This window comes from Streptomyces sp. NPDC005533 (assembly GCF_042871845.1).
Taxonomy (GTDB): Bacteria; Actinomycetota; Actinomycetes; order Streptomycetales; family Streptomycetaceae; genus Streptomyces.
Genome location: NZ_JBIAJH010000001.1, coordinates 12,299 through 32,244, shown reverse-complemented (window position 1 = coordinate 32,244; position 19,946 = coordinate 12,299). Strand labels below are relative to the sequence as shown.

Here is a 19,946-nt window from a genome sequence, read left to right as displayed (position 1 = left end):
GTATCTCTCTTCGCGGTTCACAGTCGTGTCGGTGCGTCTATGCCGAGCAGGGCCAGGCCGCCGGCCAGCACCGTCCCGGCGGCTTCGGCAAGAGCCAGCCGGGCGCGGTGGGCGGCCGAGGGTTTCTCGTCGCCCCGGGGCAGTACGCGGTACTGGAAGTCGAGCAGCGCCTCCGCCAGCTCGACGAGGTCCCGGGTGAGGCGCTCGGGCGCACGGTGGTGCGCGGCGGCCTCGAGGGCGAGGGGGTGGTCGGCGAGGGCGCGCAGCAGCGCGGGCGCGTCGGGGACCTCCCCGGTCTCGGGGTGGAAGCCCAGCTGGTCGGCGTTCCTGAGCAGGGCCCGGCTGCGGGCGTGGGCGTAGCGCACCCGGAAGAACTCGTTGCCCTCGCCCTGGAGGAGCAGGTCGTCGGAGAAGACGGGGGTCTCGCGGGCCGGCACGGAGAGCATCCGCCAGTGCGCGGCGTCGGCTCCGTACCGGGCGACGACGTCGCCGTCCCGCTTGGCGAGGGGGGCGACGGGCAGGCTCGCGGGCAGGTCGCGCGCGGTACCGCCCTGGGCGTGCACGAGCCGCAGGACGCTGCGGCGCACGACGCGCTCGCGCAGCCCGGGGCCGGGCCGGGGCCCGGTGGGGTGGTCGGGGGCGGGCTCGTCGTCGGGGGCGGGCTCATCATCGGGGGCGAGCTCGCCCTCGGGGGCGGCGAACATGGCGCCGCCGCGCACATCCCGGATGACGATGTCGCGGAGGAGGGCGTCGCGGACGAGGGAGGGCGCGCAGGGCGCGGCCAGTACGAAATTGAGGAAGCCGGCGCCGGTGACCTCGACGCGCTCGATCCCGGGCTCCGCGCCGAGCCGGCGGGCCAGTACGTCCGCCACGTCACGGGGCGGACAGCCGGCCGTCCTGGCGACCTGGAAGGCGACGGGGGTGGCGTACTCCCCCACCCCGCCGGGCCGGGTCCGCTCGATCACGACCCGCTCGGGCGGTGCCGCACCGGCGGCCAGCTCCCCGTCCGCGACGGCGCAGCGCACGGCGCGTACGACGCAAGGGGAGAGGTCTGCGGGGGTCACGGGACCAGCCTAGGGGAGACGCAGTGTCATCCCACGAAGGGTTTCGCCATGTGAACAGGAGGCGCGACGTCAGCCCCTGCCCCGCCCGGCGGGCGCCCCTTTCCTCCCGTCGCGCCGGTCCTTGCGCTCGACCAGCCTGCGTACGACGCGCACGAGCTCGGCGGGCTCGAAGGGCTTCGCCAGGAAGGCGTCCACCCCGGCCTCGATCCCCGCCTCCACCTCCGGCTGCGTGCAGGCGCTCACGATGGCCACGGGCACGTCCCTGGTGCGCGGATCGGCCCGCAACTGCGCGGCCGCCCCGAACCCGTCCAGCCGCGGCATGACCACGTCGAGCGTGATCACGTCGGGGCGCACGCGATGGACCACGTCCAGACACTCGGCACCATCGTTCGCGGTCACGACCTCGAAGCCCTCCAGCTCGAGATTGACCTTGATCAGCTGCCGGATGACCTTGTTGTCGTCGACAACAAGCACCCGGCCCGAGACGCCTGACACAACTCGAGAGTAGGTCGAGCCGGGCCCCCGCGTCCGGGTTTTTGCCACTTCCACCCCCTGCGGGCGACCCACCCCCTCGTCCCCCCGAAACCAGTTCCTGATCACCCCACGGAAGCTGGTAGTGTTCAACCCGTCGCCGCAACACCGGCGACCGCGCCCCCGTAGCTCAGGGGATAGAGCAACGGCCTCCGGAGCCGTGTGCGCAGGTTCGAATCCTGCCGGGGGCACTCCTGCTGGACCAGCGTGAAACACCCGCTGACCTGCACGAGTGCCAAGCACGAAGACCTGGACCCAGTCCCACTGAGTCCAGGTCTTTGTCGTTGTTATGCACTGATCGCGATAGACCTGCGATAGAGCAGTCGGAACCAGTGACGGCCGATCAACGAGCACCTAACGTGTCGCCATGGCACCGCAACAGGACAACCCAGCTGCGCGACTTCGAGACGTACTGCTCGCCGTACACGCCAGGTTCCCCGGCCAGCGAGACCAGGAACAGGTCCTCGCATGGACCGCGTTCGCCCAAACACTTGAGGTGGGCGAGAACACCGCGGACGGCGTACACGCCATCGCCAGTGTGATCCAGCTTCCCAGCCAAATCATCGCGGCGGTACGCGCCCTGGGCGAGGAGCAAGACGAGGAAGAGCACCTCCTCCACGGCCTCGACCTCCTTGAAAGGGCGGCAGCCGGAGTCGCCGCACGCAAGCCGCTCTACCAGGTGTTCTCCGAAATCGTCCACGGTGGGCACATACCCCAGAGCGCGGCCGTCCACGGGCTACTCTCCGTTAGTCGCGTATTGCATCGCGCCAACCCGGTCCAGTTCTTCTCTGAAGACGACCTCGCACGGCTCGAAAGCCTGATCACCGAGATGATGAGCGAGGTCGGCACGGCTGCACTCCCCGGGCAGCTCCGAATTTTGCTCCTTTCCCACCTGCACTCCATGCTCCAAGCAGTGCACGTCGCCCGAGTGACAGGCCGCGAAGACATTGAGGCGACATTCGATGCTCTTTTCGGATCCGTCATCCGAAGACCCGAACACGTCGAGTCGATGCGCGAGGCAGGATTCGTCGACAGGTTCCGCGATTGGATCAATTCCATCAACGGGATAATCAGCATCGGCACCGGCGCAGTCGGGCTCGGCCAACAGGTAATGCGGATGCTCGGCTGAACAGCTAGAACTCCCAATCCAGCTCCGCTTCAATCTTCGAGTTCATAGCTGCTTCCTGTCCGTAGATGCAGCCCTCATAGACACGGTGGATTACCTCGGGCGAGTTGCCCACCCGACGGGCGACTTCGGCTACCGGAACCCCAGCGTTCAGCCAGGTCGTGATGCAGGTGTGCCTGAGGTCGTACGGCCGGCCGCCGAGGATGGATTCCTGAAGGTCCGGCGGGAGAGCGTACTCGCGGGCGTCCTTCCAGACGCGCCAGTAGGTGCTGCTGCCGACCAGGCCGAGCCGCTCGTTCGTAAACAGCCTGCCGTCCTTGGCGGTGCCGAACTCTCGAAGGTGGTCACGGAGTATGGCGACCAGCGGCGGCGGGATCGGGACCGGGCGGTCCTCCTTGGCTTCGCGGGACTTCAGGCCTCGCTTGTCGTGGCGCTCGCCACTGTCGGTCCACTGCTTCCCGGACACTGGATTCGTATCGCGGAGGGTGAGTGTCCCCCACCCCTGGTCGGGCAAGTGGCAGTCCCTCTGCTTCAGCCCCACAGCCTCACTCGGGCGGAGCGCCGCGAAGTACATGACGGCGAAGAAGGCGACCAGTCGGCGCCCCTTCTTGCGGTCCCATGTCCCGATGTAGGAGACCGCGGCCAGCAGCTGGGCGGCCTGTGTCTTGTTCACGAGAACCCGCGGGTCCACGCGGTCCGACGCCGAGGTCTTCACCTTCTTGAGTGCCACAAGGGGGTTCTCCATCAGAAGCTTCCGCTCGATGGCGTACTCCACCGCCGTATTCAGGGCTCGGCGCCGCCGGCGTGCCGTCTCCCCCGCGGCCGGCGCACCATCCAGCTTGAACGAGAGGCGGTAGTGGACGTCTCGCAGGATCTTCGGGTCCTCCAGAGCCGAAACGAGCAGCGCTCGTTCTGACAGCCATTGGTGAGCGTCATCGAGTTCGGCCGGCGGCTCCAGCTCGGCGTTCGCTGGCACAACGGCCCAGCGAAAAGCGAGGCGCAGTTCCTCCACCTCGGGCATCTGCTTGTCCTGCTCCACCATGGCCAGGGTCACCGCCGCGAGGCCGTCCGCGATGCCCTCACGAGTCTTGGCAGCAGCTGTGGGCCAGCGCATGGCCATGTACTCACGGCAGAACGTGAACCAGGACAGTTCCTCGCGGGCATCCTCGGGCTCTGCGACCCGCGCGGCGGCTCGGACTTCAGACTCAGGCAGGCCGTCCTTGATACGGAAGGCCTCGCCGCGCTTCATGGCCAACCACAGTTCGGACCGGCGGCTTCCAGCAAGCGCCACGGTCGCGAACGTCTTACTGCTGACCTTGCCTCCTACGATCCAGCGAAGTTGATAGGGGCGGGTCTTGCTCTGGGCCTTGGTCACATTCCATAGCCGGATGTCGAGGGAAAACCCTTCCGGGCCCGAGCCATTGATCTGCTCGGACCCGGAATCAGCGCCGTTCGTCACGCGGTTTCCTCTCGCATCTCCAGCCAACGGGTCAGCTCAGACCGCCGGATGCGCACGGACCCGTTCGGGAGCTTGATGGACTTGGGACCCTTCTTGCACTGCCGCCAGCGGTAGAACGTGGCTCGCGGAACACCGATTTCTTCGACCACCTGTGGGATGGTCAGCATTTCGTCGCGAGGCTTGGCCACGGCGAGGCTCCTTCAGGGAGACAAGGGGATGGGTTGCGGAGCAGAAACCCTCGGACCACTGACAGAACTGACAGAACCTGGGTGAGAGCGCGCTGACCTTCGAGTTCCAGGCCTGGAGCAGCTCTGACAAAACTCGCGGAAACTCTGACAGAACCTCCGGCGGTGAGCTCTGCCACGGTCTGAGGGTGGGTTCTGTCAGGGTTTCCAGAGGTTTTGTCACGACGGCCGGAAGGGCTGTTTACGCAGGTCAGCGCGCTAGGTCGGAGGTTCTGTCAGTTGTGTCGGTCTGACCGGGGTTCTGTCAGGCGTCGCCACGCACGAGGCGGGGGTGCGTGTCGTACTTCGGGGAGGGTGGCCGGCCTCCGCGTCCGGTGCGCGGGATCGGGGGCTGCTGACGGAGCCAGCCGTGTTCCTCCAGCAGGGCCAGGGCCGGATCGAGGTCGGCCATGGCTGGAAAGTCTCCGCGGGAGAGCTGGCGGAACAGGTCCCGCTTGGTGAATCCGCTCAGCCTCGCGTCCCTGATGTGGGTGAGGAGCTGGCGCGCTGCTTCCTGCGCCGGGTCGGCGCCCATAGCGTCGAATACGTGCTGCGCGTGGGCGGTGAAGTAGTCCCCGAGACGGCTGGCATCCGCAAGCGTGGCGGCGGCGATCGGTCGGGTCCACCCGTTGTCGGGGTGGGTGGCCAGGTGGAGCAGGCCGGCGATACGGGCGACCGCGCCGTCTCGCTTGCTCGCCCACTTGACGATGCCCGAGAGGGAGCCGCCCTTCCCGATGCGGGATTCGGTGACCTTCTGGTAGGCGAGCATGACCGCATCGGCCTCGGGTGTGAGGGTGAGTACCGCTGGGTCGGTCCAGCCATTCAGGGCCATGGCCAGCCCGCCGAGCTGCCGGGTGTACGCGTCGGCCACATCGTCGGGGATGAGGTCCGGGGTGAGGTTGCGCCGACCGACCAGCGATTCGGGCTGCGCGTACAAGAACCGGGCCAGCAGTCCGCGGCCATCGGCCCCCTTGATCTGCCCGATGGATTCAAGGACTTCAGGTTGAACGGCGAGGCCCATCGTGACTGCGGGGCGTTCGACGTGCTGCGCTTCGCGGCCCTGCCGGTTGACCCTCACCATGTCCCCGGCATGGCCTTTGAGGAAGATCTCCATGTTGGGTGCCCCGCTGTAACGGCCCGAGATGATTTCGAAAATTCCGCCTTCCGGGGAGAGGACGGAGATCCGGCCTTCCTGCTCGGTAAGCAAGGTGGCCAGGTTCTCCGGCGTCACGTCATCCGCGACGAGCTGAGGCTTGCAGGGGACCTTGATCTCCTCGGCGGCCTGGGCAAGAGCGACGGCTTCGGCGGTGAGTTGGTCTCGCATACCCGCTTCGGCGTTCGCTGCCTTGGCCGCTGCTTTGTCGGCGGCAGCCTTGGCAAGGCGCGCGGTGGTCTCGGCCTCGGCGCGGGCCGGGCCGGAGAGTTCCACGAGTGCCTTCTCTACGGCCATGAGTGGCTCGGTCATCAGGGCGAACACGGCGCTCTTGCGGTTGCCGGGGTCCAGGGCCACAGCGGTGTAGAGGTTGACCGGCTCGCGCCACCGGCCGCGTACACATACGGCGGCCCGTCCGCCGGCAGCCGTGGCGATGACGGCCAGGCCCAGGCATCCGGCGAGGTCTGCAGGGGTCTGGGTCTCCTCGGCGACGGCGGCCACCATGGTGGCCAGCCACGGCGGGAGCGTGTCCACGGGGAAGGCGGGAAGCTCCCGGCGGCCGGTAAGTGGGACGGGCTCGTCCCAGACCGGTCCGGTTACCTCCTCGGCGGCGAGGGCGTCGAATCCGGCCCACAGATCCGAGTCCACAGGCTGTGTGGTCACGCCGCTCCTCCCAGGGTGTTGCGGGCGCTGCGGTGGATGCCGTCGCGGAGGCTGGCCGCGATCCGGGAAGGCGCGAGCCCCTCCGGCGCAGCGGCGGTGAGCGCGTCGGTGACTTCCGTCTCCGTGAGGGCGCCCGCGGCGATGAGGCGGCCGAGGGCGTAGGCCGCGTTGTACAGCGTCGTGTTCTGGGCGCCAGTGACGGCAGCAGCGACCTTGGCAACCTCACCGTTCAGGGCGGCCGTCGCGTACCGGTCTGCCTTGCCGATGCGGGAGCGGAGAACGGCCACAGGGACGGGGGCGGGCGCTGGCGGCGTGATGAGCAGGTCACCGAGCCACGTGGGGAGGGGGGCCGGGGGTGCGTCGTGAATGATCTCGTAGGACCCGGTGCCGACGGTGCTGCCAGCCGCGACCACGTACCCGCCCCAGGCTCGCGTGTCGACCTTCCACCCCAGCCGTCCTGCGCTCCCACGTAGCTGCTTTTCGGCGGGGGCGGTGAAGTACAGGTGCTGTCCGCCACGGCGGGTCCGCACCATGAACGTCTCGGTCGGCAAACGCTCACCGGCCCGCTCGCAGATCATGGCGAACACATCCAGTCCATCGGTCGCCCCCGCCCAGTCCTCGGGCGCGGGCCCGTCGTCGTCCTTGGGGATGTCGAGGTCGACGACCAGGAGTCCGGCGGGGCCGGTGGCGATGCCGACGTTGTACGTGGCGCTCTGCCAGCACGCAGCGATGTGCCCGTGGTCGAGGGTGGCGCGCTGTTCGGGGGTGCGGTGGCCGTCCGTGCAGCGGCCGGTGTGGGGGCAGTTGCGTTCGGGGTGTCCGGCGGGCCGCTTGTCCCCAGGCCGGAGCGGGAAGACCGGCCAGCCGCGCTCTGCGGCGGCCAGGGCGGCGCGCAGCAGCGCCGGGGTGGGGGTTGGTGTCATGCTGGGGGTCTCCTGTTTCTGCGAAGGGACTGGGGAAGCCGGGGCGGTCGCGGTCTTGTGGTGAGAGGCGACCGCCCCGGGCATAGCTAGAGGTCGGTGAGTGCGGCGGTGGGGATCTCGTAGACATCGATGACGTCGTTCACGCCGTGCCAGCGGCCCGGGGTGTGGTGGATGTAGACGACGTGAAGCGGGATTCCGTCGCGGCTGGTGAAGGCGTAGACGTTGACCGCGTCGACGTTCTTGGGGCTCTTGCGGGCGCTGCGGATGTGGGACAGGGCCGCGATCACGCTGATGCGCTCGGGCCGGTAGCTGAGGCCATCGACCTGCGTGTGCATCGTGGGGTGCTGCGTGGCGCTGAGGGCGGGGCTGGTGCTCATGGCGTTCTCTCCTCAGTGGTGGCGGATCCAGAGGGCGTATTCCTGGCGGGCGTAGCCGCGGGGTTCGCGGACGCTGTCGGGGTGGTCGGGGGTGTAGGGCCCATCCGCGTAGCCGGACGGGCCGAGGCCGGCGGCATGGTCGATCTCCATCAGCCGCCGGGCCGCTCCGACCGCGCACGTGATGGCGTCGCCGCTGACGGGGTCGTCGTCGGTGAGGGCGATACGGTCCAGGAGCGCGGCCTTGCGGAGCCAGAACTCGCGGACCTGGACTCCGTGCAGGCAGTCACGGGCGCCTCGGAAGGTCCTTCCGATCTCGCTGATGATGCTCGGCGCGGTGGCGTACGCCGCTTCGGGTGTGGGCCAGTGGCGCATCACGAGTGGTCCTCCGGCGTCCAGGCCACGGTCTGCCAGGCCTTCCACTCTGCGCGGTTCACGCCGAGGCGGTGCGGGGCGAAGGCCGTGGCGGCCGCGAGTGCGAGGGTGGCGTGGACCTGCGCGGCGGTGACGTAGTACCGCTCCAGGTCGGATCCGCTGGTCTTGCTCAACGCCTCCTGGAGAAGCTCCTCGGCCTGAAGATAGTGCTCGGGTCCGGTCATCGGTCTTTCCTTTCGGCGGTGGGAAGCTGCGGGAGTCCTGCGTCGGTGAGGGCTTGCGGGTTGAATCCGGGAAGGCCGGCGCGGGTGATGAGGGCGCTGGCGAGCTGTTCGGCGTAGGCGACGCCGGAGCGGGCGACTTCGATCTGTGCTCCGGCGCGCAGCGCTTCCACGCGCTCGATGTGGGCGTGGTCCTCTCGGCGGCCGAGGGTCTGCCGCTGGTGGGCGACGGTTTCGCGGCGGTCGGTGCGCCAGTAGCGGGCGGCGAGTCCGTAGGCGACGGCGGTGGCGAGCGCCCACAGCAGGATCGGCAGGGAGAGGCCATCGGCGTATCCGGCGACTCCGGCCAGGGCCAGTCCACCGGATGCGGCGAACGCGGTTCCGGCGATCACGCTGTCACCGGACCGGCCGCCCGAGGCGAACGCGCCGGCCGTCGCGGCCCCGGTGGCGAGGACGACCATCAGGGCCGCGTTGCCGACGGAATGTTCGGCGCCGTTGGCGTTCCAGATCCGGCCCAGGATGAGCACGGTCGTGGTGGCCAGCGCGGGCGCTGCCTTGGGGGCGAGGTCGATGGCCCAGTGCCGGTAGGTGAGGGGTTCGTTCATCCCTGGCCCCCCATGTCCGAGACGGCCTTGATGATCGCGGTGGTGAGTTCGTTCATGGGGCCGGATGCGCCGGTGGAGGCGAGGAAGAAGCCGAACATCATGGCGACGAACGCGGAGCCGTAGCCGAGGGTCTTGGAGCGGAGGAGGAAGAACAGGACCAGCCCGAACAGGGCGACGAGCGAGACGGTGACGGCCATGGGTTATCCCTTCGGGGCGAATGTCTTGCGCGGGGCGGGGTTGGCGTCGCGGTAGAGGCGCAGCCACAGGTTGTAGAGGTGGCGGCCGGTGCGGATGCGCTTGCCGTGGCCGTCGCAGCGGCGGCAGTGCTTGCCGCGCTTGAGGCGGCCCTTGCGGTCGGTCTTCATCGCGAAGCCGAAGCCGCGGCACTTGCGGCAGGTGCCGAACGGCGATCCCGCACACAGGCTGACGTAACCGAGTGTGATGATGAGCAGGCATGCGCTAGCAAGGAGGATGAGGGCCATGGGGTGCCTTCCGGGCGGGGTTTCCGGTGTTTTCGCAGGTCGGCTGCTAGGTGCGAGATCGCTGATGGGAGCCGGTTCGGGGTGCTAGCGGGGGTGCTAGACCTAGCAGCGTGGGCCGCTAGGTCTAGCAGCGGTGCGAGTCAGCTCCCGGACTACTTACCGTCACGTTGGGTAATGGCGGTGGTGATGTCGGCGCGGGCGATGCCGCGGCGGGTGGTGCCCTTGCCGGAGGTGGTGGAGCCCCAGACGTCCTGGGCGGTGATGCCGTGCGGCTTGAGGTTGGTGGTGACCGTCTCGGCCTTCCAGCCGCTGTAGACCTCGGGGCGCAGGGCGGCGAGGCGGGCGGCGACCTTCTCGTTCCAGACCTTCTCTTCATCGGCCGGCACGACCTTGAGGATGTCGGCGAGGAGGTCGAAGGAGGCTTCGCCGCTTTCGGGTTCCTGGCCGATGGCGTGGCCGGTGACGTTGCCGTACTCCTCGCGCATCCGGCGGGCCCGCACGACGACCTGTTCGGCGCCGAGCGCGTCCACGAACGCGGAGGCGACGATGCGGGGGTCGTCCCCTTCACCGGCCATCCAGCAGATGCCGCGGTCGGTGCGGGAGAACATCGTGGCCCGGTACCCGGCCTTGTACATCGAGGTGCCCAGGACCATGTCGTTGGCGGGCTGGCCCATGACCTTGAGGCAGAACCGCAGCACCGCGTTCGCGGAGATGCCGGTGGGCAGCGACTTCGCGTCGGGGCGCTGGGTGCCGAACAGGGTCACCATGCCGAGGGCAGGGCCGCGCTTGCCGAGGTCGGTGCAGATCTCTTCGATCTCGGCGCCGTACTTGTCGTGCTCGAAGGGGACCTGGCACTCATCGAACGCGGCGACGATCGGGTGCAGCCCGAGGCTCTTGTCGTTGGCCAGGTCCGGGGTCACCTTCGACTCCGGGCAGCGTGAGCGCGGCAGGGACTTGATGACCTTGGCTCGGCGGCGCAGCTCGGCCCGCAGTTCCCTCAGCGATTCGAGGACGTAGAGGATGTCCTCGTCCTCATCCCCGGCCCGGTAGCGGTGGCAGACCGGTTCCAGAGCGCCGAAGTCGCCGGTGCCCTTGAAGTCGAACGCATACAGCTGGGCGCGCGGGTCGAGAGCGGCGATGAGCAGGAACAGGCGCATCAGGAACGTCTTGCCCATGCGCGGGATGGACCCGACGACCACGCTCGCGAACATGAGGGTCACGGCGACGTCGCCCATGCGCTGGTCGTTGCCAAAGACGACCGGCTTGAACAGGTCCACGCTGCCCGACTTCAGCAGCGGCCAGGCAGGCTTCTTGGTCTCGTTCATGGGCTTGTCGCCCACCCACAGGATCAGTCGCCCTTCGTGTTCTGTCGGGTCGGCAGAGGGCCAGACGGAGCCGACCTTGCGGCGCAGGCCGGAGGCCAGCGGCTTGCGGGCCTCCATGATGTCCTCGGGCGTGACACCCCAGGGAAGGTCGAGGTCGGCGCGGTAGCCGGGCCCGTCCCGGGTGATCTCCGAGGTGAAGCGCAGGCCGTTCATGTCGCCGCCCTTCTTGATGGCGGCCGTCAGCTTCGCGTTGCCGATGTTGTCCAGCGCCCGGAGCACGAGCGTGCCCGTGAGCTTCTGGAGTTCGGTCTTGAGGACGGCGGGCCCGATCACCGGCTGGTCCTGGGGGGCTCCCCAGAAACCGGCGGTGAGTACAGCGGCCGAGGCGAGCACGGCGAGCCAGCCGGGAGCCATCACGTACATGGTCAGCGCGAAGCCGGTACCGAAGATCAGCGCCACCACGGTGACCAGCGTCCGCAGGCGTACCCGGCTGTCCCGCTGCCGCGACAGCTTCAGGTACTCGGCGGTGTTCTCCTTGTAGACCTCATAGGCCCGGAGCGGGGCCGCCTCGGCGTCCCACACCCACCTGTTGGTGTCGCGGACCAGCCGGGCCATGCCGCGCGGGGCGAGCAGACCGAGCTGCAGCGCGTACCAGGGGGTGCGGATCCCGTGGAAGGCCGTGGCGTAGAACGCGTTGCTCGCGGCGCGCTGCGTGGTGGAGACGAACCCCGGCTTCGACTTCAGCCAGGAAGGGATGATCGGGAGCCGCTTATAGGTCGTGATCCCGGGGGGCGGCAGGTCCGGCGAGTCGACCGGCCGCAGCCGCGGCGACTCGTCTTCGTCGTCCAGGTCGGCCGGCGGGGCGGCCGGGGCCGAGACGGTGGGGCGCTTGGTGGTGATGTCGAAGACCTCGGCGCCGGGGCGCTCAAGTTCTTCGCTCTGCTCTGTGACGTGGACATCAGACACGGTGGGTCTGCTCCCTCGTAGCGAGTGGGCTGGTGGAGGTTCAGGCGGCGCGCTGTTCTTCGGGGTAGGCGCAGGGCACGCACATGCCGAGAGAGGCCGGGATGACGTATCCGGCGTCGGCACGGCACTCGGGGCAGGTGCGGCGGGCGAGCATCGCCAGAGCGAGCGCACCCCACTTGCGAGAGGTCATGGGCCGCACGGGCTTGGCCAGCTCGATTCGGTAGAGGTAGGCCACCAGCGGCCCGCGCCGGAATCGGGGCCGCAGAAGCTGCGCGGCGATCGGCTGGCCGCCGGGCCGCAGCCCCTCGGCGCGGAGCTGCCGGCGGGTGGCCATGCCGTCGGGGGCGAGGCGCCACGGGTAGGTGGGTATCCCGAAGCGGGTGCCTTCCGGGTCGAAGCACTTGCCGTATGTCACGGCCCCCATCACGCAGCTGCCTGTTCGGCGCGCTCGGCCTTGAGCGTGTCGCGCAGCAGGCGGCCGTTGGCGGACGACGTACGGACCGCCTTACGGATCGCCTCGGCCGTCAGCTCGCCATCGGACCAGTTGGCCGTGACCGACCGGGCTTCATCCAGCAGCTCATCCGAATCACGCGCCGGCCGGGGTGTGCGAGCCGACTTCGGTACCCGACCGGTCGCCCGACGCGGCGCCGACTCGACAGCCGCAACCGCCTTCACCGGAACCGACTGGGCAAGCTCGACCGGCTCGACCACCGCAACCGACTCGGCCGCCTTCACCGGCTCGATCACCGGCACCGGATCGGCCGACTCGGAGGCGGGAAGTTCGGCCGCCGCAGTCGGGACCTTGGGGGCCGACTCGCGCAGGTCAGACCCCAACCGATCTACGGTGAATTCAGATGATTCGTGCTGGTTTGCGGAGGCGGTGAACATGGCGGTCAGGGCGGCATCCGCACCGCTGGCGAGTCGGTCTCGCTGGACGTCCAGCAGTCGGGCGCCCAACGACGCGTCGCCCAGCCCGACTTTCCGGGCCAGCCGCCAAGACGTCCGGTCGGACCACTTGCGGACCCAAGGCGACGGGTGGTTCGCGGCACGGGCCCGGTGGTAGGCCAGGGCCCGCACGACGGTGGCCGCCTCGGCCTCGGCCTCGGCGTCGCGGCCGTCCTGGTGGACCACGATCCGCCGGGCCAGGAACGCCATGCCCTCGGCCGCCACACACATGCCCATCGGGGTCACGGCGTAGATCACGGTCCGGCCCGGGTCATCGGCGGCCATCGCCGCCATCACCGAAGCGGCAGCGGGCAGGGCCCACAGCCCCACCCTGATGATCCGGGGCGAGGACTGGCCCAGCATCGTCAGCCCGAGCAGCACCAGGGCCAGAACGGCGGTCGCACCCTCACCGGCCGCCACCGCGCCGAGCGCGGTGCCGGATCCGTAGGCGCGGCTGATGTTGCTGAACGTCCCTACCCCACCGGCGACGCCGGTGGCGAGCATGGGCACGAACGCGGCCGTCAGCACTACCTTCTGCACCCTGGTCAGTAACCGGCGAGTCGTCATCACGCCGCCTTCCCGCTGGTGCCCCGGCGGCCGTCGCGACGGCCGTTAACCGTGAGCGTCTCCGGGACGGTCAGTCGGTGTGCGACGCGCCAGCCACCGCCGAGCTGCTTGGCCTTGTACATCTGCTCGTCCGCGCGGCGCAGCAGCGTGGACAGCTCGCCCGGGCCGGTGCGGTAGTAGGCGGCGCCGATGGAGGCGCGGACTTCGATCGGCCGGCCGCCGAACGGCACGGGCTGGTCGATTCGGCCGGTCAGCATGAACAGGTCGACGCGCAGCTTGTCGATGCTATAGCCGGGGATGACGGCGGCGAACTCGTCCCCGCCGAGCCGTCCGGCGATGCCGGCGTGCTCCTCGGCCCACCGGCCAAGGCGCTGGCCGGTCGTGCGGATGACCGCGTCTCCGGCCGCGTGGCCGAGGGTGTCGTTGATCTCCTTGAACCGGTTGAGGTCCAGGACGAGAACGGCGCACTGGGATCCCCGGGACAAGCTCTTGCGGGCCCGCTCCTCGAAGGGATCCCGCGTCCACAGGCCGGTCAGCGGGTCACGGCGGGCCGTCTCGATCCGGCGCCGCATCCACAGGCTGTGAACCGACCAGCCGGACACGAGGGGAAGAGCGGCGGACAGGGCCGTCATGGTGTGGCTCATGCCGCTTCCCCCATCCAAGCGGACCGGCCGGCATCGCGGGCAGCGCCCCGCAGGAAGGGGACCGTGCGGGTGAGCGCGTCGGCGTAGAGCGCGTCCCACGCGGCGATCTCGTCGCCACCCTCGCCCAGTGCAACCAGCTCGGCGATGACCTCTCGGGCCACCGCCTCGCGGGCCGCTCGCTCCTGGGCGGTCTCCGGGGTGAGCGGGCCATGGAACAGGTCCCTGTCGAGCCCGAGGGGCAGTTCGTCGAAGCCGAGCGCCAGTTCCTCGAACTCGGCGGGGTTCACAATCTCGTGGTTACCGATGTACGTACGCATGTGGATCTCTCCTGATGAGCGAAGGGAACCGGGGCGCCTGGGTCCGTGGTGAGAGGCAGCGCCCCGGGGTGAAGCCCGAACTTCGCGGCTCCCCAATCCCGCCCGTACGAGACGGGCGGGGGAGGCAACCGGCCGCAGCACTGCAAGCGCTGCGGAAGGTGAGAGGCCGAGCGGGCGGTACCGGGCCGAGGCCCGATCCGCCTCTCTCGGCGGCTGTGCAGCGACGCGAAGGGCAACCGCGAACGCATCGGTCCAGCGCGCTCGGGGCCCACAGTCTTAAGCGACTCATCACAACCTCCGTGGATAGACGGGAACGGGTACTGCACTGCAAGGGGGACCAAGTCCCCACCCTCCGGCCGTTGCTCGCGGTCACCGGGCCACCTCGCCAGTCAGGCCGTAGCCCTGCCACCTGGCCTTTAGCGGGATTGCAGCGTCCCCGCCCTCTGCATCCGTGCGGTGGTCCTGAGCCCCTTGCGTCCGCTTCGGGACGCTTGGGGACCAGGCACCCCCCCAGCTCAAAGAACCCGAGGAGTCGAGCGACCTAGGTCGCTTGCCGTTGACGTGAAAGCTACCTAGGTCGCTCGACTGTCGTCAAGCGCCTGTACGCCTAGATTCCGAGCGACCTAGGTCAAGTACGCTGTCGGGATGGAGTCAGAGGAGAAGAGGAAGCCCAACGCCCGCGAAATCGCCGCCAGAGTCAGGGGCGAGATCGCCGCTGGCACGTTCGGCCCCGGAGACCGTCTCCCTGGCGGTCGGGCCTACGCCAAGAAGCTCGGCGTATCCCTGATGACCGTTCAGAACGCTTACACGCAGCTCCGGGAAGAAGGGCTGCTGGAAGGCGTCTCGGGGAGCGGAACCTATGTCCGCGACACCGCTCCCGGCGAGCAGGGGCCCCGCGAGGCAGCCCAGCGCATGACCGACCTGCAAGCCGACGTTGCGCGCCTCTCGACCGAGCTGCGCGATGAAGTCGCGGGTCTCAAGTTCGAGTTGGCGGGGCTCCGCGAGCGGCTGAGCGTACTGGAAGGGGACCAGGGTTCGATTTGATGCGGCCTGGGGCTGTCCGTACGGGGCAGCCCCACCCTTGCTGTGGCACATGTGCACCTCCTCGGTAGGCGTGGTTCTAGTTCACCGCCACAGCGAGGAAATCGGTATCACACACAGCTACTTGACAAACTCTCAGCTGTTTTACACATCCGCTTACACACGCGCTATCACGAAGTTTGCTGGACCTAGTCGGACCGCTACATTAGCGGCTCCAACAGCTATCTAGGAGGGGCAGATGGCTCGCAAGCACCCAGACTGGAACCCGGAACTCCTGCGCCAACACCGAGAGAAGTTCGGGCTGACCCTGGAAGACGCGGGGGAAAAGCTGCGCGAGATCGCAGAGCGGCACGGCTTCAACATCGCAGCCAACTTCCAAACTGTCTGGGGCCACGAACGAGGATCGATTTACCCGGGACCGCACTACCGCCGGGCCTATTGCCGCCTCTATCGTCGCAACGAAGCCCAGCTTGGCTTCCGTGCAGCCCTGCCCGGAGAGGATGCCCCTGTGGATTCCATCCCGGTGGCCGCAAACCGAACCGCGCCCGACCAGTCCCAGGCCGTCAGGCAGGCACTCGGCAGCATCCGCGCCGGAACTACCGACGTGGACAGCGAGGCCCTGCGTGACCGAGTGGTCGACGCATGGCGCCGTCGCACTACGGGCGGAAGCGGCGAGGGTCCGTCCGTCGTACTGGTGGGAGGATTCGCCGGATCCGGCAAGTCCGAGTTCGCGAAGTTCCTTGGCAGCGTGACCGGCTGGCCCATCCTCGACAAGGACTCCCTGACACGCCCACTGGTCGATCAGCTGCTGATTGCACTTGGCGGGGAGGCCCACGACCGGAGTTCGGCGCTATACCGCGAGAAGGTACGTCCGCTCGAATATCGATGCCTCATGGAAGCGGCCTGGGACAACGTCGACTGCGGGATCTCAACAATCCTCGACGCACCGTTCGTCGCCGAGTTCGCTCAGGCCGATTGGATGCAGCGATTCCAGAACCGGTGCAGGTCTAAGCGAGTGTCCGTGGCAACGATATGGGTCGAGTGCGATACCGATTCCATGCGGGAGTACATCGAGTTCCGTGGCGCGGCCCGCGATGCCTGGAAGATGGAATCGTGGGACGAATACATCGCCACCGTTGACATGGAACTTCGCCCCCAGGGGCCCCACTTCGTGGTGGACAACCGGCTCGGCGGGGCCGTGGCCCTGGTTGATGAGGCCCGGGACGTACTGAGCGGAGCCGACCTGTGACCCGGTCCGGCGTGATCCTCTACGGGCCTCCCAGCTCGGGGAAGGACACGGTCTCGGCGGAGCTGTCTCGGCTCCGCCCGGAGTACGAGCTCTTCCAGCGCCTCAAGGCGGGCCCCGGCCGGACGACGGGCTACCGGCTCACCACGGCCGAGTACATCGAGAAGCTGGCCCAAGAGGGCGGACTCCTGTACCGGAACGCCAGGTACGACGCCGAGTACGCCATCGACACGCTCGGAGTGTCCGCGCTCGTGGACTCCGGGCGTATCCCTGTCCTGCACATGGGCCAGGTCGCCGGCACCAGGGCAGTCGGTGCGTTCCCGATGCCCTGGGTGAAGGTACTGCTTTGGTGCCCGCGCGCTGTCACGGAGGAGCGTTGCCAGGGCCGTGGCGACAAGGACGTGGAGACGCGGCTCAAGGTCTGGGATGAGACCCGGCAGGATCTCTTGGACCACGCGAATGAACCGTGGTCCCTTGTGGTCGAGACCCAGAATCTCGCCCCCGCCGAAACGGCTCACGCCATTGATCAAGCCGTACGCGGCGGAGCATCCGCCGAAGCACGCGACATCGCAAAGTTGGTCGGATGACGGCGCTGGGAATTCTGCATCCCGGGAGCATGGGCGCTGCCGTTGCTGCCCAAGCCAAGCGCACGGGGGCAGAAGTCCTTTGGTGCCCGGCCGGGCGCAGCAAGGCTACCCAAGAGAGGGCTCGGCAGTACGGCCTCAGCGAGGCACGCGACCTTGCCGAGATGGCCCAGCGCTGCGAAGTCATTCTCAGTCTCTGCCCGCCGGCCAATGCCGAGGAAGTCGCGACAGCGGTTGCCGCGGAGTCTTTCGCTGGGATCTACGTCGACGGGAACGCGATCTCGCCTGCCCGCATGGGGAGAATCAGCTCCGTGCTGACCTCGGCAGGCGCGACGGTCGTTGACGGCTCGGTCATCGGCTCCCCTCCGTCCGAGACGAAGACCCCGCGGCTGTATCTCTCTGGGCAGGATGACGCTCTGGCCGCGGTTGCCCTGCTGTTCGAGGGGACCGCCGTGGTGCCGCACCTCCTGGAGGGTGGAACCGGGAAGGCATCTGCACTGAAGCTCGCCTACACGAGCTACCAGAAGAGCAGCCGGGTACTGGCAGCCGTCGCGTACGCCCTCGCCGATGACCACGGAGTGGGAACCGAACTCCTCTCCATCGCGCAGGGCCGTTCCACCAGCTACCTCGCTGAGATTGCCTACATCCCCAAGGTGGCAGCACGGTCATGGAGGTGGGCACCGGAGATGCGGGAAACCGCGGACGCGCTCGCGGAGACTGGCCTACCGAGCGACCTTGCGGCAGCCGCAGCGCTGGTCATGGACCGCTGGGCAGGCTCCCGGGACCAGAAGCTGAACATCGGTGAGGCCCTCGCGCGGCTTCACGCCTCGCCGGAGGAGTGAGTCACACCTTGCCCTCGCAGGCAGCCGATTGCCTCTGAGGCGGTCTCCGCCACCAGGTCGGGGCTGCGGACACCTGCCGGCCACTGCCGTCCGGCGGAGACCCACGCAGTCCGCAGCCCCGCCGCACGCCCACCCTCAACGTCCGTCTCTGGGTTGTCGCCCACCATCCACCCGCCCTTGGCGAGGGTGGTGCCGCAGCGCTCTGCTGCGACCTGGAAGACCTGCAAGGCGGGCTTTCGCGCACCGACCTCTCCCGACGTGCAGACACCTTCAAACAGCCCGGCCAGCCCCGCACTCTCCAGCTTGGCAAGCTGGATGTCCGCGGCGCCGTTGGTGACCACTCCGAGTGTCCAGCCGTCTGCCCGCATCCGCCCGAGGGCAACAGGCAGCCCGGGGAAGCAGCGTGCACGGGCGGACATGCCGGTGACGTACTCGCCCCACAGGGCGTCAACCGAGCTACTCAGTCCGAGTTGGCCCCGAAGCCGATCGAAGTCCGCCGGGTAAGCCCTCTCGCGGAGCGTGTCCCAGAGCAAGAGTTCAGCGTCAGGCACGAGTCCCCGGGCCGCGCCGAAGTCCTTGATCCACCACTTGAGGGCGGCCTGTCGATCGATCAGGGTGTTGTCGAGGTCGAAGAGCGCGAGCAGCTGCACGGTCGGTACCGTACTCGGGCCAGGCGCAGGCTCGCACTGCTGGCGCGCGATCCAGACCACCTGCGGTCTTCTGGCCTGGCTGCCCGTCTCACCTTCCGTCTCGTTCATCCCTGTTCGCTGCCGTCCAAGGACGTTCATGCGACTCTGCCGATCATTGTCCGCGTACGGGATTGAACGTCCTTGAACGCGTCCGGATCATGCTGGTTCGCACCTGATGATGTTTGGGAAGCAAACCTCCCCAGGCCAGCAGCTCTGCGGGCAGCCGGGCTCACTCTGCGGACAAGCCTGGACGCCCTCACGCAACCAGGTTGACTCGTAGATCTCGCGCCGGATGCGCCTCAGTGGCATACCATTCACAATTCCCGCGAGATCGGTTTGCCGGATGTTCCCTACTGGCCATTTACGTGCCATTACACATGGGAACACCTCACCGTCCGGAGCAACGCAAAGCTTGCCATTCCAGCAGTGGCCACACAGGCCGGTCATCTGCGCTTCGCGGCCTAGGACTTCCTCGCCTCGGCCGAACTCTCGCACGTCCGATGAGCGGACATGTGGCACGCCAAGATCCAGCAGAAATTTCCGGGTCTGGTCCATCTCTGTGCCGCTCTGGTTGACCCTGATGACGCCTGCTCGGGTGGCGACACCAGCGCCGATGAGCCGTCGGAGGTTGTCGATGGTCTTGGCGTGACTGCCGCGCACCCTCGTGATGGCGTCGTGGGTTGCGGCGTCATCTGAGTAGACCGAGGTAGCGAAACGGATACCGTTGATTTCGGCGTAGCGGAGCGTGTCTTCTGGCAGGAACGTAAGGTTAGTAAATACCTCGATGAATGGAAAGCCGATCCGTGTAGCCTCAGCGAGGAGTGTCGGGAATTCGCGGCCGAGTTGGGGTTCCCCCCCGATAAACTGGATGCTCCGGCAGGCTAGGGCGAACGCCTCCTGCATGATAGACACATAATCCTGGACGTCCAGCTTGTCTCGATCACCGGACTGCGGGCTGGACTGGGTGTAGCAGTGGACGCAATACAAGTTGCATCGATTGGTCAGCTCAAGCCACAGGAAATCCAACCGTACCCCCTCTGGGGTCGGAACAGTATTGACTGTCGCTGCTTGAGTGGTGGGGCGGTTCATTACTTCCTCCCTCGGCCCTGGCGGGAATCATGCACCCTCCAGCACAGGCGCTTTGACGGTCCGCCGGTTACCGAATCCGGAAAATACGCCAGCCGGGGACGGTGCGAGTCAAGTAATAGAGCAGCAAGGTTGATCGCTGCGGCTTCTCGCGCCAAGTGTAGGTTTCTCGGACCAGCGCAACACTTTCGAAGTCGGTCTCGCGGTGGATGTGCAGGACCTCGATGGCCAGATTCTGCAGTGACAGGTATTCGTCGATAGAACTCAGATCGATCTCAAAGAGCTGGGTTGACCGGAACGCCTCGCGATCCGTTTCCTGGACCGCTGCTGTGCGCACGGCAAACAGCTCCTGAATCTCTTCGCTCATCGAATCAATCCCATCATGTTTCGAACGCGAGGCCAGTTCAACGCCCGCTCACCTAAGTAGATCAGTGAACAATTCGCACAGAACGCGGCGAATTTCAGCATCGAGCCTTTAGGTGGCGCCGATCAAT

At 67.9% G+C, this 19,946-nt stretch carries 25 protein-coding genes and 1 tRNA gene; 6 read left to right on the top strand and 20 right to left on the bottom strand.

Annotated elements, in window-relative coordinates:
• Positions 1-17: 17 nt before the first annotated feature.
• Both nrtL and ACFYP3_RS00180 read right to left on the bottom strand, forming a co-directional pair.
• A complete protein-coding gene (nrtL, locus tag ACFYP3_RS00185; protein WP_388824355.1) occupies positions 18-1,064 on the bottom strand; it encodes an ArgS-related anticodon-binding protein NrtL in 1,047 nt (348 codons plus the stop codon).
• 69 nt (positions 1,065-1,133) lie between these two features.
• Positions 1,134-1,631, bottom strand: coding sequence for a PleD family two-component system response regulator (locus tag ACFYP3_RS00180; protein ID WP_388825188.1), 498 nt, complete (start codon positions 1,629-1,631; stop codon positions 1,134-1,136).
• An 83-nt stretch (positions 1,632-1,714) separates the two neighbouring features.
• Between ACFYP3_RS00180 and ACFYP3_RS00175 the strand changes: the two genes are divergently transcribed.
• Together ACFYP3_RS00175 and ACFYP3_RS00170 are read left to right on the top strand one after the other, a co-directional pair.
• Positions 1,715-1,786: transfer RNA gene (locus ACFYP3_RS00175), tRNA-Arg, on the top strand.
• Positions 1,787-1,962: 176 nt separating this feature from the next.
• Positions 1,963-2,724: a hypothetical protein gene (locus tag ACFYP3_RS00170; RefSeq protein ID WP_388824352.1), complete on the top strand. Its 762-nt coding sequence runs from the start codon at positions 1,963-1,965 to the stop codon at positions 2,722-2,724.
• 4 nt (positions 2,725-2,728) lie between these two features.
• Here ACFYP3_RS00170 and ACFYP3_RS00165 read toward each other — a convergent pair whose 3' ends face one another.
• The 15 genes from ACFYP3_RS00165 to ACFYP3_RS00095 all read right to left on the bottom strand — a co-directional run bounded on the left by ACFYP3_RS00165 (position 2,729) and on the right by ACFYP3_RS00095 (position 13,964).
• Entirely contained in the window at positions 2,729-4,180 is a 1,452-nt protein-coding gene (locus tag ACFYP3_RS00165; RefSeq protein ID WP_388824349.1) for a tyrosine-type recombinase/integrase, read from the bottom strand.
• Positions 4,177-4,368: an AlpA family transcriptional regulator gene (locus ACFYP3_RS00160; protein WP_128637127.1), complete on the bottom strand. Its 192-nt coding sequence runs from the start codon at positions 4,366-4,368 to the stop codon at positions 4,177-4,179. The genes ACFYP3_RS00165 and ACFYP3_RS00160 overlap by 4 nt, the downstream gene beginning before the upstream one ends.
• A 301-nt stretch (positions 4,369-4,669) precedes the next feature.
• Entirely contained in the window at positions 4,670-6,205 is a 1,536-nt protein-coding gene (locus ACFYP3_RS00155) for a YfjI family protein (RefSeq protein ID WP_388824346.1), read from the bottom strand.
• 11 nt (positions 6,206-6,216) lie between these two features.
• Complete coding sequence (locus tag ACFYP3_RS00150; RefSeq protein WP_388824343.1) at positions 6,217-7,143, bottom strand: bifunctional DNA primase/polymerase; 927 nt, start codon at positions 7,141-7,143, stop codon at positions 6,217-6,219.
• 86 nt (positions 7,144-7,229) lie between these two features.
• Complete coding sequence (locus ACFYP3_RS00145) at positions 7,230-7,520, bottom strand: hypothetical protein (protein WP_388824340.1); 291 nt, start codon at positions 7,518-7,520, stop codon at positions 7,230-7,232.
• Between the two features lie 12 nt (positions 7,521-7,532).
• Positions 7,533-7,892 carry a hypothetical protein gene (locus ACFYP3_RS00140; protein WP_388824337.1) on the bottom strand — a complete coding sequence of 120 codons (360 nt, stop codon included), beginning with the start codon at positions 7,890-7,892 and terminating at the stop codon, positions 7,533-7,535.
• Complete coding sequence (locus tag ACFYP3_RS00135; RefSeq protein WP_388824334.1) at positions 7,892-8,116, bottom strand: hypothetical protein; 225 nt, start codon at positions 8,114-8,116, stop codon at positions 7,892-7,894. The genes ACFYP3_RS00140 and ACFYP3_RS00135 overlap by 1 nt, the downstream gene beginning before the upstream one ends.
• Positions 8,113-8,718, bottom strand: coding sequence for a hypothetical protein (locus ACFYP3_RS00130; protein ID WP_388824331.1), 606 nt, complete (start codon positions 8,716-8,718; stop codon positions 8,113-8,115). The genes ACFYP3_RS00135 and ACFYP3_RS00130 overlap by 4 nt, the downstream gene beginning before the upstream one ends.
• Positions 8,715-8,915, bottom strand: a complete 201-nt coding sequence (locus tag ACFYP3_RS00125; RefSeq protein ID WP_388824328.1) for a hypothetical protein — start codon at positions 8,913-8,915, stop codon at positions 8,715-8,717. Before ACFYP3_RS00125 ends, ACFYP3_RS00130 begins: the two co-directional genes overlap by 4 nt.
• 3 nt (positions 8,916-8,918) lie before the next feature.
• Positions 8,919-9,200 (bottom strand): hypothetical protein, encoded by a 282-nt coding sequence (locus ACFYP3_RS00120; RefSeq protein ID WP_388824325.1) that lies wholly within the window; start codon positions 9,198-9,200, stop codon positions 8,919-8,921.
• A 152-nt stretch (positions 9,201-9,352) separates the two neighbouring features.
• Complete coding sequence (locus tag ACFYP3_RS00115; protein WP_388824322.1) at positions 9,353-11,491, bottom strand: cell division protein FtsK; 2,139 nt, start codon at positions 11,489-11,491, stop codon at positions 9,353-9,355.
• A 40-nt stretch (positions 11,492-11,531) separates the two neighbouring features.
• Entirely contained in the window at positions 11,532-11,915 is a 384-nt protein-coding gene (locus tag ACFYP3_RS00110) for an RRQRL motif-containing zinc-binding protein (protein WP_388824319.1), read from the bottom strand.
• Positions 11,915-13,003 (bottom strand): conjugal transfer protein, encoded by a 1,089-nt coding sequence (locus ACFYP3_RS00105; RefSeq protein WP_388825185.1) that lies wholly within the window; start codon positions 13,001-13,003, stop codon positions 11,915-11,917. Before ACFYP3_RS00105 ends, ACFYP3_RS00110 begins: the two co-directional genes overlap by 1 nt.
• Positions 13,003-13,647: a GGDEF domain-containing protein gene (locus ACFYP3_RS00100; protein WP_388824316.1), complete on the bottom strand. Its 645-nt coding sequence runs from the start codon at positions 13,645-13,647 to the stop codon at positions 13,003-13,005. Before ACFYP3_RS00100 ends, ACFYP3_RS00105 begins: the two co-directional genes overlap by 1 nt.
• On the bottom strand, positions 13,644-13,964 hold the full coding sequence (locus ACFYP3_RS00095) for a hypothetical protein (RefSeq protein WP_388824313.1): 321 nt from the start codon (positions 13,962-13,964) through the stop codon (positions 13,644-13,646). Before ACFYP3_RS00095 ends, ACFYP3_RS00100 begins: the two co-directional genes overlap by 4 nt.
• A gap of 645 nt (positions 13,965-14,609) precedes the next feature.
• On the opposite strand from ACFYP3_RS00095, the gene ACFYP3_RS00090 reads away from it, so the two are divergent.
• The 4 genes from ACFYP3_RS00090 (at position 14,610) to ACFYP3_RS00075 (ending at position 17,677) form a co-directional block, all read left to right on the top strand.
• Positions 14,610-15,008, top strand: a complete 399-nt coding sequence (locus ACFYP3_RS00090; RefSeq protein WP_388824310.1) for a GntR family transcriptional regulator — start codon at positions 14,610-14,612, stop codon at positions 15,006-15,008.
• A 235-nt stretch (positions 15,009-15,243) separates the two neighbouring features.
• Positions 15,244-16,254 carry an AAA family ATPase gene (locus ACFYP3_RS00085; protein ID WP_388824306.1) on the top strand — a complete coding sequence of 337 codons (1,011 nt, stop codon included), beginning with the start codon at positions 15,244-15,246 and terminating at the stop codon, positions 16,252-16,254.
• An 11-nt stretch (positions 16,255-16,265) separates the two neighbouring features.
• Positions 16,266-16,838 (top strand): guanylate kinase, encoded by a 573-nt coding sequence (locus ACFYP3_RS00080; RefSeq protein ID WP_388824303.1) that lies wholly within the window; start codon positions 16,266-16,268, stop codon positions 16,836-16,838.
• Complete coding sequence (locus tag ACFYP3_RS00075; RefSeq protein WP_388824300.1) at positions 16,835-17,677, top strand: DUF1932 domain-containing protein; 843 nt, start codon at positions 16,835-16,837, stop codon at positions 17,675-17,677. The genes ACFYP3_RS00080 and ACFYP3_RS00075 overlap by 4 nt, the downstream gene beginning before the upstream one ends.
• On the opposite strand, the gene ACFYP3_RS00070 is transcribed toward ACFYP3_RS00075, so the two are convergent.
• From ACFYP3_RS00070 to ACFYP3_RS00060, 3 genes are all read right to left on the bottom strand, one after another.
• Positions 17,656-18,327 (bottom strand): HAD family hydrolase, encoded by a 672-nt coding sequence (locus tag ACFYP3_RS00070; RefSeq protein ID WP_388824297.1) that lies wholly within the window; start codon positions 18,325-18,327, stop codon positions 17,656-17,658. The two genes, ACFYP3_RS00075 and ACFYP3_RS00070, sit on opposite strands and share 22 nt — an antisense overlap.
• A gap of 195 nt (positions 18,328-18,522) precedes the next feature.
• Positions 18,523-19,455: a radical SAM protein gene (locus tag ACFYP3_RS00065; protein ID WP_388824294.1), complete on the bottom strand. Its 933-nt coding sequence runs from the start codon at positions 19,453-19,455 to the stop codon at positions 18,523-18,525.
• Between the two features lie 67 nt (positions 19,456-19,522).
• On the bottom strand, positions 19,523-19,819 hold the full coding sequence (locus tag ACFYP3_RS00060) for a hypothetical protein (RefSeq protein ID WP_388824291.1): 297 nt from the start codon (positions 19,817-19,819) through the stop codon (positions 19,523-19,525).
• Positions 19,820-19,946: the final 127 nt, after the last annotated feature.